The 15,129-nt window shown below is 36.4% G+C and carries 14 protein-coding genes, 1 pseudogene and 1 riboswitch; of the genes and pseudogenes, 6 read left to right on the forward strand and 9 right to left on the reverse strand.

The genetic code is table 11. The features are described 5' to 3' along the window. Positions 1–118: pseudogene (locus GOQ16_RS17955) on the forward strand (transposase); the annotation flags it as partial. 264 nt (positions 119–382) lie between these two features. Here GOQ16_RS17955 and GOQ16_RS12350 read toward each other — a convergent pair. The 9 genes from GOQ16_RS12350 to GOQ16_RS12390 form a co-directional block, all read right to left on the reverse strand. Beyond that, the gene (locus GOQ16_RS12350) at positions 383–1,690 is read right to left on the reverse strand and encodes a voltage-gated chloride channel family protein (protein ID WP_160069559.1); all 1,308 of its coding nucleotides are present in this window, start codon (positions 1,688–1,690) and stop codon (positions 383–385) included. 32 nt (positions 1,691–1,722) lie between these two features. Then, a riboswitch (Fluoride riboswitch) is annotated at positions 1,723–1,790 on the reverse strand. 111 nt (positions 1,791–1,901) lie between these two features. After that, positions 1,902–2,933 carry an ACR3 family arsenite efflux transporter gene (gene arsB / locus GOQ16_RS12355; protein ID WP_160069560.1) on the reverse strand — a complete coding sequence of 344 codons (1,032 nt, stop codon included), beginning with the start codon at positions 2,931–2,933 and terminating at the stop codon, positions 1,902–1,904. 7 nt (positions 2,934–2,940) lie between these two features. Further along, positions 2,941–3,318 (reverse strand): glycine cleavage system protein GcvH, encoded by a 378-nt coding sequence (gcvH, locus tag GOQ16_RS12360; RefSeq protein WP_160069561.1) that lies wholly within the window; start codon positions 3,316–3,318, stop codon positions 2,941–2,943. A gap of 18 nt (positions 3,319–3,336) precedes the next feature. Further along, positions 3,337–4,110: a metallophosphoesterase family protein gene (locus tag GOQ16_RS12365; RefSeq protein ID WP_160069562.1), complete on the reverse strand. Its 774-nt coding sequence runs from the start codon at positions 4,108–4,110 to the stop codon at positions 3,337–3,339. Positions 4,111–4,119: 9 nt separating this feature from the next. After that, on the reverse strand, positions 4,120–5,175 hold the full coding sequence (locus tag GOQ16_RS12370; RefSeq protein ID WP_160069563.1) for an ArsO family NAD(P)H-dependent flavin-containing monooxygenase: 1,056 nt from the start codon (positions 5,173–5,175) through the stop codon (positions 4,120–4,122). Positions 5,176–5,206: 31 nt separating this feature from the next. After that, positions 5,207–5,680, reverse strand: a complete 474-nt coding sequence (locus GOQ16_RS12375; RefSeq protein ID WP_160069564.1) for a DUF6428 family protein — start codon at positions 5,678–5,680, stop codon at positions 5,207–5,209. 69 nt (positions 5,681–5,749) lie between these two features. After that, on the reverse strand, positions 5,750–6,079 hold the full coding sequence (locus tag GOQ16_RS12380; protein WP_160069565.1) for an ArsR/SmtB family transcription factor: 330 nt from the start codon (positions 6,077–6,079) through the stop codon (positions 5,750–5,752). A gap of 133 nt (positions 6,080–6,212) precedes the next feature. Beyond that, positions 6,213–7,748, reverse strand: a complete 1,536-nt coding sequence (locus GOQ16_RS12385; RefSeq protein ID WP_160069566.1) for a SulP family inorganic anion transporter — start codon at positions 7,746–7,748, stop codon at positions 6,213–6,215. Between the two features lie 666 nt (positions 7,749–8,414). Continuing rightward, the gene (locus GOQ16_RS12390; protein WP_160069567.1) at positions 8,415–9,845 is read right to left on the reverse strand and encodes an SDR family oxidoreductase; all 1,431 of its coding nucleotides are present in this window, start codon (positions 9,843–9,845) and stop codon (positions 8,415–8,417) included. 160 nt (positions 9,846–10,005) lie between these two features. On the opposite strand from GOQ16_RS12390, the gene GOQ16_RS12395 reads away from it, so the two are divergent. From GOQ16_RS12395 to GOQ16_RS12415, 5 genes are all read left to right on the forward strand, one after another. After that, positions 10,006–10,665 (forward strand): TetR/AcrR family transcriptional regulator, encoded by a 660-nt coding sequence (locus tag GOQ16_RS12395; RefSeq protein ID WP_160069568.1) that lies wholly within the window; start codon positions 10,006–10,008, stop codon positions 10,663–10,665. A gap of 2 nt (positions 10,666–10,667) precedes the next feature. After that, positions 10,668–11,987 carry an ABC1 kinase family protein gene (locus tag GOQ16_RS12400; protein WP_160069569.1) on the forward strand — a complete coding sequence of 440 codons (1,320 nt, stop codon included), beginning with the start codon at positions 10,668–10,670 and terminating at the stop codon, positions 11,985–11,987. Between the two features lie 101 nt (positions 11,988–12,088). After that, complete coding sequence (locus GOQ16_RS12405; protein WP_160069570.1) at positions 12,089–13,387, forward strand: DASH family cryptochrome; 1,299 nt, start codon at positions 12,089–12,091, stop codon at positions 13,385–13,387. Further along, positions 13,372–14,853, forward strand: a complete 1,482-nt coding sequence (locus tag GOQ16_RS12410; protein ID WP_160069571.1) for a cryptochrome/photolyase family protein — start codon at positions 13,372–13,374, stop codon at positions 14,851–14,853. The genes GOQ16_RS12405 and GOQ16_RS12410 overlap by 16 nt, the downstream gene beginning before the upstream one ends. After that, positions 14,850–15,128: a TIGR03643 family protein gene (locus GOQ16_RS12415; RefSeq protein WP_160069572.1), complete on the forward strand. Its 279-nt coding sequence runs from the start codon at positions 14,850–14,852 to the stop codon at positions 15,126–15,128. Before GOQ16_RS12410 ends, GOQ16_RS12415 begins: the two co-directional genes overlap by 4 nt. The last annotated feature ends 1 nt before the right edge of the window (position 15,129 follow it).

Consider the following 15,129-nt stretch of genomic DNA (forward strand, 5'->3'; position numbering starts at 1 on the left):
GTCATTCTTATTTAAACATTTTTGGAAAGAACATACTTTCTGGTCTGATGGTTATTTTGTTTGTTCAATAGGTGAAGTATCTCATGATACTATTCGTGAGTATATTCTCAATCAGGGTGAGTCCCTTACATCCCACAGGCTAAACACCTGTGGGTTTTACGCTCCGTTTTATAAAGAGCAAGAGGTAGTCCGTAAATAATTATTCAACTTGCATTTGCAATCAAAACTTTTGCCTGATATATGTTTTAGCTCTTGGCTTTTTTAGTAGTCAATCACTTAGACTGCTTTTGCAAAGCCTTTGCCAAAACGATAATTTTCTGGATTTCTGTTCGTATTTAAAATATAATCTTAATAATTGATGCTGTTCCAGAGTACTTGAATTTTACTTTAAGTTTGAAATCGTTTTATCTATATAGATACCGAAACGGCTGTGTTTAGGTGCTCCAATTTTTTGTTTTCCGTATATACTGTTATGACCCGAAAACAGGTACGCCACTACACAGGCAATAGCTACATAAACACCGCAATCTGACCCGAACAATTCAATACCCATCAGTATACAGGCCAGTGGCGTATTGGTAGCTCCCGCAAATACGGCAACAAAGCCCATTGCTGCCAATAATCCGACTGGCAATGGAATTATTAAAGACAAAGCGCTGCCTAATGCCCCACCAATAAAGAACAGCGGAGTCACCTCTCCACCTTTAAAACCTGCCGCAAGCGTAATGATGGTAAAAGCCATTTTTAGAGCAAAGTCATAAGGTGGAAGTTGCATTTCAAATGACTGGACAATAGTGGGGATGCCCAATCCTATGTATTTTGTACTGCCAATAGCGACTACAGCCAATGCTACAATAATACCTCCCATAAAAGGACGTAATGGAGGAAACGCAATTCGTTTTCTAAATTGACTGCCCGTCCAATGAATAATTTTGCTGAACGATGCTGCACACAGACCAAAAGTGATACCTGCTATAATGCTGTACAATACCGGAAAAAAATCAAGTTGGGGAATCAAATTGATATGATAATGGGTATGTTTTGCCTGCCAGATATGCGTAACCCAATTGGCAAATATAGCCGAAGCAAAAGCTGGGAACAGGGCATTGTAACGAATACGCCCGATTAGGAAAACTTCAAGACCGAAAACGGCGCCGGCTAATGGTGTGCCAAAAACAGAACCAAAACCTGCGGCAACGGCTGCTATGATGAGGATACTTCTTTCGGAAGGAGAAAGCTTGAAGGGCTTGCTGAACTGGTCTGCAATAGCTCCTGCCATTTGCAAGGCAGTGCCTTCACGTCCTGCCGATCCCCCGAAAAAATGTGTAACAATAGTGCCTAAATAGACAAATAAAGCCATCCTGAAGGGAATAACCTTCTGTGGTTCGTGAATGGTATCTATCAAAAGGTTATTTCCTGCTTCTACATCTTTACCGTAATAGTAGTATAGCAAACCCACAAGTAATCCACCAACAGGCAGCAGCGTAATAAGCCATTGGTGGTTTTCCCTTAAATTGGTTGCCCAGTCAAGTGAAATAAGAAAACCTGCCGATGCAGATCCTACCGTAAGTCCGATGATCAAACTGATGTAGAACCATTTGAATAAGTAGGGTAATGCAGGGTATCTTTTAAAAAAAACTTTAGTTTGTAGCGAAATACTTTTACTTACCGAGCGCTGATTATTTGACATAAATTACCTGATTAATTATAATAACAATTAATGATCAATCAGGCGTCATCAGCTTTTTTAAAGCGGTTGGATAAGGAAGAACACCATTTCCTTTTGTGGATACAAATGTATAAAAAATTATCAGGAGATTAAATACAGTAGAAAATATTACAATCTCATTTTATTGTAAGCCATAAACTGTAATAAGGCGGATAGTTAACTATCCGCTTTATTACCTATAATACTTCTTCTTCAACCATAAACTTGCCTTTACCAACAGTATTAATACCGGAACTTCTACTAGCGGTCCAATGACGCCAACAAACGCCTGGGGTGAATGAATACCGAACACCGCTATGGCTACGGCTATTGCCAGTTCAAAATTGTTTCCCGTGGCTGTAAATGCGATGGATGCATTTTTATCATAAGGAACTTTCAGGGATTTATTGATAAAGAAACTCACAAAGAACATCAGTATAAAATAGATAACCAACGGGATAGCCACTTTTATCACATCCATTGGCAGTTCCAATATTTTATCGCCTTTCAGGCTGAACATTAAGACTATAGTAAAAAGTAAGGAATATAAAGTAATGGGTGATATTCTGGGTACGAATTTGGTATTGTACCATGTTATTCCTTTTGATTTCACAAGGAAATAACGGGTTAAAAAACCTGCTAAGAACGGAATACCTAAATAGATCAATACACTTTCGGTAACATCTTTCATAGATACGCTCACATTGAAATTGGCTAATCCCAACTTTGCAGGTAGTACGTTAATAAACAGCCAAACCAAGAAACTGTATGTAAATATCTGGAATATACTGTTTAGGGCAACCAGCATAGCCGTATACTCCCTGTTTGCTTTAGCCAGGTCGCTCCACACGATCACCATTGCAATACACCTTGCCAAACCGATCAGTATCAAACCCGTCATATAATCAGGTTCGTTGCGCAAAAACAAAACGGCTAGTCCGAACATCAAAATCGTGCCGATCACCCAATTAAGTATTAAGGATATGCCGATTACTTTTCTATCCTTAAATGCCAGTGGTAATAAAGAATAATCAACCTTTGCCAGTGGTGGGTACATCATGAGTATCAATCCTATTGCCAGCGGAATATTTGTTGTGCCGACAGAAAGGGTATCTGTAATTTTTGAAATAGCTGGAAAAATATTACCCAATGCTATTCCTAGCGCCATTGCGAGGAATATCCACAAGGTAAGGTATCTGTCTAAAAATTTTAATTTTGGCTGCATTTTGAGGTTAGTTTATCAGTCCTTTATATTGTTCCGCTGTAAGCAAACTATCTAATTCTGAATCATTGGTTATTGCAATTTTAATCATCCAACCTTGCTGGTAAGGGTCTTCATTGATAGACGTTGGCTTTTTTAACAGATGTTCATTTGATTCAATTACTTTACCCGATAGAGGCATAAATAAATCACTTACTGTTTTTATGGCTTCAACAGAGCCGAATACTTCGTCCTGCTCAAAACTATTGCCAACTTCAGGAAGATCTGCATATACGATTTCGCCCAATTCGCTTTGGGCAAATGCTGTGATACCTATTGTTCCAATATTGTGCTCTATCCGGATCCAAGTATGCTCTTTTGAATAGTATAAATCGTTTGGAAGTTCCATTTTTTTGATTTTTGTAGATTAATGCCCTCTTCTTAAATTTTCTGCATACTCATTAGGCAACGGGCTTTCCTCCACTGCTTTTGCTGCTCTCTCGATATCGTAATCAAAGCGTATGAATTCAACGCTGATACTGTCCTTATCCAATACAGAGCTTTGCTCGTTTATAGTAAGCATTACATAACCACCTCTGACATCGCTGTCTTTTGGTTTGCCAACCGAACCAATATTAACGGCGTGTCTGAAATGATTTTGCCCATCAATACCTGAATTTAAAATACGATGATAGGGCTTGTGCGTATGCCCGAAACACATAATGTCTGCATCTGCCTGTTCCATAATTCGAAGCATGCTCTTTTCTTCACGTTCTTCAAAAAGGTACTCATTTATTTTTCTCGGACTTCCGTGGACCAAAAGTAAGTTGAGTTTATCTTGGTTCAGTTGGAATTCTACTTTGATATGGGCAGGAAGTGTACGCAGATAAGCTCTTTCTTCTTCTTTCATTATAGAATTTGTAAAAGAGATGGAAATACTTCCGTTATCCTTTTCGCTATCTGTCTTATAGGCACAACCACACTCATTGCTCATACGTCCGATACCAAAATCATAATTTCCTGCAATGGTGGGTATCTTTCTTTTACGGATTTCGTTGACCACCTCATTTGGCCATATGTTATAACCTACTAAATCACCCAGACAATAAATACTGTCGGGATTTCTTTTTTCCACATCCTCAAAAAAGGCTTCTAATGCGGGTAAATTAGCGTGAATGTCGCTGAATAATGCAATTTTCATTTTTATTAATTAAGAGTTTAAAAAATCATTTATTTCCTGTATCGTTTGTTTGGCCGTTCGGTTTAATCCAATTAAGGTCGCCGAGGCATAACCGGTCCAATTGCCATAACCTACCAACCATAATCCATCTGTATTAGTGGATTTACTTTCAAGTGTTTCCGTACTTCCTTTTTCATCAAGCGGTACCAGAGTGTTCAAATACTTCGTGTCATAACCAAAGCCCGTGCACCAGATAACTGCATCGAATGCTTCCTTTTGTCCGTTTTCCCAAACTATACCTTGATTGTATAATTCCGTAAAAGAACCGGAAGAAATGAGTACCCCTCTTTCACGCGCTTCTTTTACCGGCGGTACCATGACTATATTTCCCAAATTGTATGCTGAAGCATCGAATGGCTTTCCCTCTTTTTCAGCTTTATATCTCGCAGTTGCCACATTAAAGAGATAATAACCATCAACTTCATCCGGTAAAAACTGGGGCTCTTTTCTGGTTGACCATTTTACATCTGTAACTTTGGAAACTTCTGCAACGATTTGCGCCCCTGAGTTTCCTTCCCCGACCACCAAGGTTTTAAGACCGACAAAATTCTCGGGAGATTTATAGTTTGCAGAATGTAACTGAATGCCCATGAACAGAGCAATACCTTTTACGTTTGGAATAAACGGATTTCCCCATGTACCGGTAGCTGAAACAATGGTTTTTGTTTGGAACATACCTTTTGAGGTATGAATATGAAAAATATTATCAACTTTTAAGACCTGCGTAACTTCAATACCCCGTTGTACAGGTAATTGATAATGTTGCTCATACTTCGTTAAATAATCAATAACCTCTTTACGCAGCGGAAATTTATCTACTGTTTTAGGCATTGGCCAGCCGGGTAAAGAGCTGTACTCAGCAGGAGAAAAGAGCGTTAAACTATACCAGGCATGCAACCAGGCGCCTCCCGAATCTGATTGCTTATCTAATATCAGAAATTTAAGTTTTGCCCTTCTTAGATAGTATCCGCATGCCAGACCACTTTGTCCAGCTCCCACGACTATTGTATCAAATACCTCGGTCATTTGTGATTTATTTTTTTAGCGTTTAATGTAATTAGCAACATCCACCTCCCGGTGTGCATGTATTGCTTTTACCAACGTTTAATTCTGCTAAATTTTTCTTCTGCTTTTCAGATGGAATACCGCAAGCGTCTTCAGCCAGACAAGCTGTTGTTTTATTTTTCAATACAAAGTTTTTTCCATTGAATTCCAGATCGTATTTACCAATAGTGTCACTTTGGTATTCTACTTCAATTTCGCCATTTTCAATACCTAACTTTTCTTCGGAGAGCCTAATGATGTTTAGTAGTTTTCCAGGTTTCAGTCTATGCTCAAAATCGTCTGCATTCCACAGTTGGAAATTAACCACTTTTTCTGTGCGTATAATCCCACCGCAGTCTATAAAGTTTTTAGTGATCTGTCCCACTTCGGTAACGTGAAAATGTTCGGGAATAAACGTCCCGTTCTCTAATTGAAATGCTACATTATCTAATGTAGGTAAGATTTCTTTAATGTTTGATAGTTTCATATTGTAGCTATTTTATAATAAATGATATATTGCAATGTTACGATAATAAATAGTAAATAAAACAATGCTTTAGCAGCATTTTTTGGTATTCACATCCTGATCAAAGAACACGTTGAACTCTTTTTGAAAATGCTTCCATAAACTTTGATCAATACAATAGCAGACGGATTTACCTTCAATTGTTCCCTGAATAATACCTATATTTTTTAGTTCTTTTAAATGCTGTGAAATAGTTGCCTGTGCCAAGCCCAATTCTTCAACTAGGTCATTGCAAATACATGTTTTCTGATCGATAATGTACTGCAGTATAGCAATTCTAGCTGGATGTGCCAAAACCTTGAACAAAGAAGATAGCTTATTCTGTTTGTCTGTAAATATTTCGGTTTTAGTAAGTCCCATAATTAAAATTATATATTGCAATATTACGATAATAAATTATAACTTACGATATTTTTTAATTTATTTTTCATAAAAAAGCACCGAAGAATCTATGGAATAAAATTAGATTGCTTTCGGTGCTTGAGTACCCTTGCTATTTGTTGGTCATTACTTTGTAGGTAGGATCTTCAATGATATTCACATCAATAACTGTTTCAGCATTTTTAAGTAATTGCCTACAATCTTGACTTAAATAACGTAGATGCAGTTTTTTACCTTCTTTGTGATATTTCTCCGTAATTTTATTTAATGCTTCAATAGCAGACATATCCACTACCTTACTTTCCTTAAAATCTATTATGACCTCTTTTGGGTCATTTAACACATCAAATTTATCAATAAATGCCGCAGTAGATCCAAAGAAGAGCGGTCCAAAAATTTCGTAATGCTTTACACCATCTTCATCTACATATTTTCTTGCACGTATTCTTTTGGCACTTTCCCATGCAAATACGAGGGCTGAAATGACAACCCCTATCAAAACAGCTAAAGCGAGGTTATGTAAGACGACAGTAATGACTGCTACCAGCATACCGACAAAAATATCATGGCGTGGCATTTTATTAATAATACGGAAACTTACCCATTCAAATGTTCCAATGGCAACCATCATCATTACACCGATTAAAGCCGCCATAGGTATTTGTTCGATTACGGGACCTGCAACCAGAATAATCGATAAGATCGCTATGGATGCAACAATAGCCGAAAGTCTGGCTCTTCCTCCAGCCCCAATATTTACCAATGTTTGAGCAACCATTGCACAACCGCCCATTCCGCCAAAGAAACCGTTGGTGATATTGGCTATTCCCTGTGCTGCAGCTTCTCGGTTAGATTGTCCTTTTGTATTGGTGATTTCATCAACCATATTCAATGTTAGCAGACTTTCAATTAATCCTACACCTGCCATTACCAAGGCATACGGAAAAATGATTTTCAGTGTTTCCAGATTAAACGGTATTCCGGGAATATGAAATGATGGCAGTGAACCACCTACAGAAGCTATATCAATCACTTTTTTAGTGTCTATATCAAAAAAATATACGATTCCGAAGACAACTATTATGGCTACTAAAGATGCGGGAACAGCCTTTGTAAATTTTGGTAATATAAATACGATTGCTATTGTTAACAACGTCAAACCGACCATTAAATAGAGTGTCGGACCCTGCATCCAATCTTCGATCCCATTTTCTACAACTTTAAATTGGGCTACCTGAGCCATGAATATAATTACTGCAAGACCGTTTAAAAAACCATACATTACAGGTTGGGGAATGAGGCGTACAAATTTACCCAGCTTGAAAATTCCTACTAAAAATTGCAGTAGACCTGCCATTATAACAGCTGCAAAAAGGTACTCTACACCGTGTGAAGCCGCCAACGCGATAAGTACTACAACCGTTGCTCCGGCGCCTCCCGAAACCATACCCGGTCTTCCACCAAGAATGGCGGTAACAATACCCATTAAAAATGCTGCATATAGACCTGTTAATGGTGAGAGACCCGCTAAAATGGCAAACGATAAAGACTCCGGTATCATGGTCATAGCTACTGCCAGACCTGCAAGAATTTCATTCTTGTAATTGATTTTCTTTCTGAAATCAAACAGATTGAGAACTTTCTGCATAAAAGATTTATGTTTAATATGAAAAATGTAATTAAAAAAGAGGATGTACCAAAGTGAAACCATTGGGTACGATTAAAAAGCCAATAAATTAAATTGGAAAAAATAACAGTTTAGCCTACGCTCAGGGCGGAGTAACTTGAGATGATATTTGTACTGTTCTTTTCATTTAGTTGAGCAAAAGTACAATTTATAAATATTTTAGACAATTTAATGCGAAAAAAAAACTAAAGAAGGCTGGCTCTTATGTTTGTAACAAGCAAATGTAGGACAGCTCCACGATTGGCTTATTTCCAGTCCTTTCCAGTATAGGAGCTAATTTACTCCAGTGTTGGGAGAGCTTTATTTTCATGAGCCTACGCATTACATTTAACTTAATAAGCTCCCAGTCCTGTCTGGAATATTGATTATATTTTTACTGATTATTTTCAAAGTCATTGGACTAGTCTGAACAATTATCTCATTTTGTGCCTTTGGGAAGAGCGAATAACGCATTGCTTGGTAAAAGGCTTCGCTACTAGGTATAATGATATCATTTACGAACAAAGGGAATTTGGAAGACATGTTGGCAACTTTCCAAAGGCTTCCTTCGTTTTCGAGAATGTAATTACTTCAGCATTATTATATAATCTCATATTCCTTTTATTCATCTTCATCTTTCTTAAAAGTTTATTTTTCACCTGCCAACCGCTTTATCATTCCTTTAAAAATTATTCCATGAAAAGGTAAAACAGCATACCAATAAATCCTGCCTGTTATACCACGGGGCCTAAAAACTGCTTTCTGCCATAGCTTCCCTTTGTATAATTTAAACATTAACCAAGCCTCTCCTGGAAGCTTCATCTCTGCAAAAAGTATTAATTTGCCTTCCATCTTGCTGGCGTATAATACACGCCAAAAGTCTAATGCATCACCTTGATGCAGATCCTCAGGATGCCTGCGTCCCCTTCTTAAGCCAGGCCCTCCAATTAGTAAATCCATTAGACCTCGAATACGCCATAGAAATTGGCCATACCATCCGTTTTTGCCACCTATTGAAAAAACTCTGCTCAGGCAGGCCTCGCGGTTATCATATGGGATGACTCTTAAATCTGTAAAACAACCGTATTTGGGTACATCTAAATATTCTTTCAAAGAAGTATCTGATCGGCTACTTATGAAGCTATCCTTCCAGCTTGATATTATTTCGTTCGATTGAATTTTTGCAAGTGTACGCATTAAGGCCGTTTTATATGAAAATGGTTTAATGCCTGTAATTTCATTTATTTCCGCTCGGGTATCTTCACGACAAACCACTTCAACTTTCATACTCCCTACCAAAGCAGAAGCTAGTTTGTAGGAGGTAGAAGTGATAAAATATAACCAATAAGAGGACAATTTCGGCGTCATAACAGGAAGCGTAAAAATAACTCTTTTAAGCCCTCTTACTTTTGCAAACTCTAACAACATCTCTTTATAAGTTAGTATATCATCACACCCAATATCAAAACTTCGGTTATATGCTTTCTCTTTGAACATTGCAAAAATTAAATAATCCAAAACATTGGCGATACCTATGGGTTGGCATCTTGTGTTAAGCCATTTAGGTGTTATCATAATGGGAAGCTTTTCTACCAAGTCTCTAATTATTTCAAAAGAGGCACTTCCCGAACCGATTATAATTCCTGCGCGAAGAATAGTTGTAGGTACGCTAGAAGTCATCAAAATTTCCTCTACCTGGAACCTGGACTTAAGATGCTTTGATAGCTGCGTCCCATTTACTAAGCCTGAAAGATAGACAATATGCTTACAGTCGGTCTGTTCAATGGAGTTTATAAAATTCATAGCACACTCCCTTTCCAATTCTTCATAGTGATCATTGCCACTCATTGAATGCATAAGATAATAAGCCCCAGAGATATCTTTAGGGATTAGTTGTAATGATGCTGGGTTCAGAAAATCAACTTCAATAACCTCAATCATCTCATCATACTCTATGTTTTTATAAAAACGTTGTGCATCTCTACTGCAGCAAACTACTTTATATCCCCTGGCTACAATTACTTCAATCATTCTTTTGCCTATGTAGCCGGTTGCACCTGTTAAAAGTATTTTTTCCATGAGAGTTTTTTTTGAGGATTTCAGCAGCGGTATTAAATATTAAATATAAGTAAGTGTTTTATGATTATGACAATTTACAAATAATTATATAGTATAAAAATACACTATATTTTGTATAATTGGTATGTTTTTAAATTTCACTCATATAAATACAATTGTCATGAAAAATACTACAGAGATTTCACGTGAGTTAATATTTACAATTTATGGTGATTATATCCTAAATCGTGGACACCGTCCTACTAGCGTATATGCGTTTGCTAAGGAAAATAATTTTGAAGAAAAAGAATTCTATCATTTTTTTGCGAATTTTCATGAAATAGAGAAAGAAATTATAAATCACTTTTTTCAAAAATCATTTGAATTGGTCTTCAAGGAACCTGGTGCCAAAGAGATGTCTGCTAAGGAAAAGCTATTGAACGTTTATTTTGTATTTTTTGAAAATCTCAGTATGAACCGCTCTCTTGTGCTTACGTTGCTAAAAAACAGCAAACTCGAACAGCTAAAAACATTAGAAGCATTGCGTACTAGCTTTTTCAATTTCATTGATAATATAGATTTTAAAAACGTGGAAATTTTCGAAAATGCCCGAGATCAAACCAAGAAACTTTTTCAAAAATCCAGACATGCTGCACTATGGTTGCATTTATTATCCATCATTGAATTTTGGAAGAATGACAATTCTGCAGATTTCGTTAAAACAGATATTTTCATAGAAAAAACGATAGACACTGGATTTGAAATTGTAGAGAATGAGGCCCTACGAAAATTATTCGATTTAGGTAAATTCCTTTGGCAAGAAAAGATTAAAACGAACTAAAGATGAAGACATTGAATAAAATTCCTACGGGTAAATTAGAAAGAACAAGCAATCTACTAAAGGCCGGGGTGAAGGTAGGTGTGAATTACATCAAATACTACGGCAACAAAATAGTTAAAGACGATGAGCAAGCACGTAGAATACTTCATCAAGAAAATGCAGAAGATATCTACGATTCTCTTCAGGAGATGAAAGGCTCGGCTTTAAAAGTCGCTCAGATGTTAAGCATGGAGAAAAACATCCTTCCCTTAGAATATGTTGAAAAATTTTCACTCTCCCAATTCTCTGTCCCACCCCTATCTGGGGCCTTGGTAAAGAAAACCTTCAGAAAATATTTTGGAAAAAATCCAGAAACTATGTACGATGATTTTTCATTAGAAGCGGTAAATGCTGCCAGTATAGGCCAGGTACATAAAGCAAGATTAAATAATAAAGATTTAGCCGTAAAAATTCAATATCCAGGGGTTAGAGAAAGTATTTCAAGCGATCTTAAAATGATTAAACCCATTGCTATGAAAATGTTTAATATTAAAAAAGAAGGATCGCAGAGTTACTTCCAAGAAGTTGAAGACAAATTATTTGAAGAGACAGATTATAATTTGGAACTAAATCGAAGTGTTGATTTTGCTCGTGAATGTCAGCATCTACCCAATATTTGTTTTCCAGAATATTATCCGGAATTATCGTGCGAAAAGATTATTACAATGGAATGGATGCAAGGGATTCATTTTTCCGAATTCACAAAGAATGTTCATCCAGAGCAAGACTTGAATTTAATTGGTCAAACGCTGTGGGATTTTTATATGTACCAAATGCATATCCTTAAAAAAGTACATGCAGACCCACATCCTGGAAATTTTTTAATTAGCGAAGATAATAAACTAATAGTGATAGATTTTGGATGTATTAAAGAAGTACCAGAGGATTTTTACATTCCTTATTTTGAGCTGGCTAAAAAGGAAAATCTAGACAATCGGGAACTATTTTTAAAGAATCTATATGCGTTAGAAATTCTTCGTGAGCAAGACAGCGAAAAAGAAAAAGTATTTTTTTCAACACTTTTTTATGAGCTGCTCGAGCTATTTACCCGGCCGTTTAATGTAGCACATTTTGATTTTTCCGATGAAACTTTCTTTAAACAAATAGCGGACCTAGGTCAGCGCTACGCCAAACTGAATGATATCAAAGGAATGGATACAAACAGAGGCTCTAAACATTTTATTTATATCAATAGAACATTTTTTGGATTATATAATATGATGCACGAATTAAAAGCAAATCACATTCTAATTAACAACTTTAGAGAATTTCTCCCAAATTAACTATGCATTGGGATTGTTGATCAATATTGTAGGAATGTATTGGAGATTTCAATGGTAAAAAATTGAGAAAAATGGCGAGCGATTAAAGATGGTAGCGAGAGATGTCTAAGAAACTAAAAATCAACATTCTTTTATTTAATAAAAACCTAAGGGTACGTGATAATGAAGCTTTAAAGCTAGCCATGCAGGGCGAATTGCCCTTTATTGCGCTATATATTTTTGATAGCCAAGAGTATAATCAAATGCAATATGGAAGCGCAATACACGGGTGCTTTCGTACCAAGTTTCTAGTGGAAACTATTCAGGATCTTAAGTTAAGTTTAGCGCAAAAGAACATTCCATTAGTCGTAAAACATACAAAGAGCATTGATGTATTTATAGAGCTTAATAAGTCATTTGCCATTCAAACTATCTTTTCTCAAAACGAATGGACCTTTCACGAGATGGAACTGGAGAAAAGTATTAATGAGTTATTCCCCCAGATACGATGGAATAAAAGTTATTCCCAATTTTTAATTCATCCGCAATTCACATTTTCAGTCTTTGAAAAAATCCCTGATTTGTTTACTGCATTTAGGCAAAAAATTGAAAAAAAACTAAAGGTATCTCCAGAGTATGAAACTGAAAGCCTTTCTTATAAGAATACATCCATTGACATTAAAAGTGATGAAATTTCTTTAGGTGTACTAGGCTTCGATCAGTTTAAAATTGACAATAGAACGGCATTTGATTTTAAAGGTGGTGAATCTCAGGGGTGGAAACGACTTAACTATTATTTCACAGAATCTGAGCTTCTAGGTAAATATAAAGAAACCCGAAACGGACTATTGGGTTTAGACTACAGCTCAAAACTATCGGCGTGGCTAGCTAATGGTAGTCTTTCGGCAGTGAGTATCTACCATGAAGTAAGAAATTATGAAAAACACTACGGTGCTAACGAGTCATCATACTGGTTCATTTATGAACTGTTTTGGCGAGATTTTTTCAAATATGTTTCCTTAGCGCATAAAAACAAGATTTTTCATAAGAAGGGTATTAAAGACCTCTCCTATCCCACATCCCCAAACTATGAAGCTATTGCCGAGTGGAAAGCTGGAAAAACGGCATGCGATTTTGTAAATGCCAACATGATAGAGCTTAAAAATACGGGATGGATGAGTAACAGAGGTAGACAAAATGTAGCCTCCTATTTTTGTAAAACATTACATCAAGATTGGAGAATTGGTGCAGCTTATTTCCAAGAGATGCTGATTGATTACGATGTACATAGTAATTATGGTAACTGGATGTATCTTGCTGGTGTAGGAAATGATAATCGTGATCGTGTATTCAATACATGTAAACAGGCTACAGTTTACGATCCTGAAAAAATATATAGGGAGTTATGGCTAGGGCAATAAAACATACCGCGCAGCTGATCTTCCCGCATCAGCTTTTCAAGGATACCTCCTACTTGGAAAAGCAATATCCCATCTATTTAATTGAGGAATATTTATTCTTTAGACAGTACAAATTTCATAAGCAAAAAATAGCTTTCCATAGGGCCTCTATGAAATTTTATGCGCAGTATTTACTAGATCATGGATTCCAGGTAGAGTATATTGAAAGTACCGATGCGCTTTCAGACATTAGAAAATTGATGTTCTTTTTAGCAGATCAGGGATTTAAAAAAATTACCACAACTGATCCCTGCGACATGTGGCTTGAGAAGAGGTTAAGAAACACTCACTTGCAAATAGTGATTTTTGAAAGTCCTCTTTTTATTAATACAAAAGAAGAGTTAAAAAAGTATTTTACAGGAAAAACCATCTATCACCAAACTGATTTTTACAAACAGCAAAGAACATATAGAAACATTCTTATGAGCGATGGCAAACCGGTGGGTGGAAAATGGACTTTTGATAAGGAAAACAGAAAAAGGTATCCAAAAAACAAAATACCTCCACCGATTTATTTTCCTGAACAAGACCACTATACCGCCGAAGCGATAAATTACACAAATAAATATTTCAGCGGAAATTATGGGCATCTTGACTGCGGCATTCTTTATCCAATAAATTTTCAAACAGCTGAAACTTGGTTTAATCAATTTTTAGAACATCGTTTCTCCGATTTCGGAAATTATGAAGATAGCATAGTCGAAAATGCCAATTTTTTACATCACAGCATAATTTCCCCTTTGATGAATGTCGGTTTATTAAGATCCTCTGAAGTTTTAGAAAAAGCAATACTTTATGCTCAAAATAAATCAATATCAATTAATTCACTTGAAGGATTTATCCGCCAGATACTTGGCTGGCGGGAATTTGTGAGAGGAGTATATGTTTATGAGGGCTCGAAACAACGCACAAATAATTTCTGGAAGCACCATAATAAAATTTCAGAATCATTCTATACGGGCTCCACAGCAATACGTCCCATTGACAGCTCCATTAAAAAAGTGCTTAAAACAGGGTATGCCCATCATATAGAACGGCTGATGGTTCTATCTAGTTTCATGAATATGTGCGAATTTCATCCTAATGCAATTTATCGCTGGTTTATGGAGCTTTTCATCGACGCTTACGATTGGGTGATGGTCCCCAATGTATACGGAATGAGCAGTTATGCTGATGGCGGCATAATGAGCACAAAACCCTATGTAAGTGGAAGTAATTATATCAAGAAAATGAGTGACTATACTCCAGGCAATTGGGCTAATGACTGGGACGCCTTATTTTGGAACTTTATAAACCAAAACCGTAGCTTTTTTAACTCGAATGCCAGGTTATCGTTAATGGTTAAGTTAATGGATAAAATGTCACCTACACAAAAAGAAGAATATTTCAAAAAAGCAGAAGCTTTAATACAACGATTGAGCCAATGAAGCATTTGAGCATACATGATATAGATCGAATTATTGAGATGTCCTGGGAAGACAGAACTCCTTTTGAGGCTATAACTTTTCAATTTGGGTTAAGCGAAGCTGAAGTAATCGCATTAATGCGTTTACAACTCAAATCATCTTGTTTTAAAATTTGGCGGCAACGCGTACACTCGGGCGTGAGTAAAAAACATTTATCAAAACGAAATGGAGAAATTAAGCGATTCAAGTCTGACAGGCAGCGGAATATATCTTTAAATAAAATCAGTAAACGTTAAA

This window comes from Sphingobacterium bovisgrunnientis (genome assembly GCF_009829085.1).
Lineage (GTDB): Bacteria > Bacteroidota > Bacteroidia > Sphingobacteriales > Sphingobacteriaceae > Sphingobacterium > Sphingobacterium bovisgrunnientis.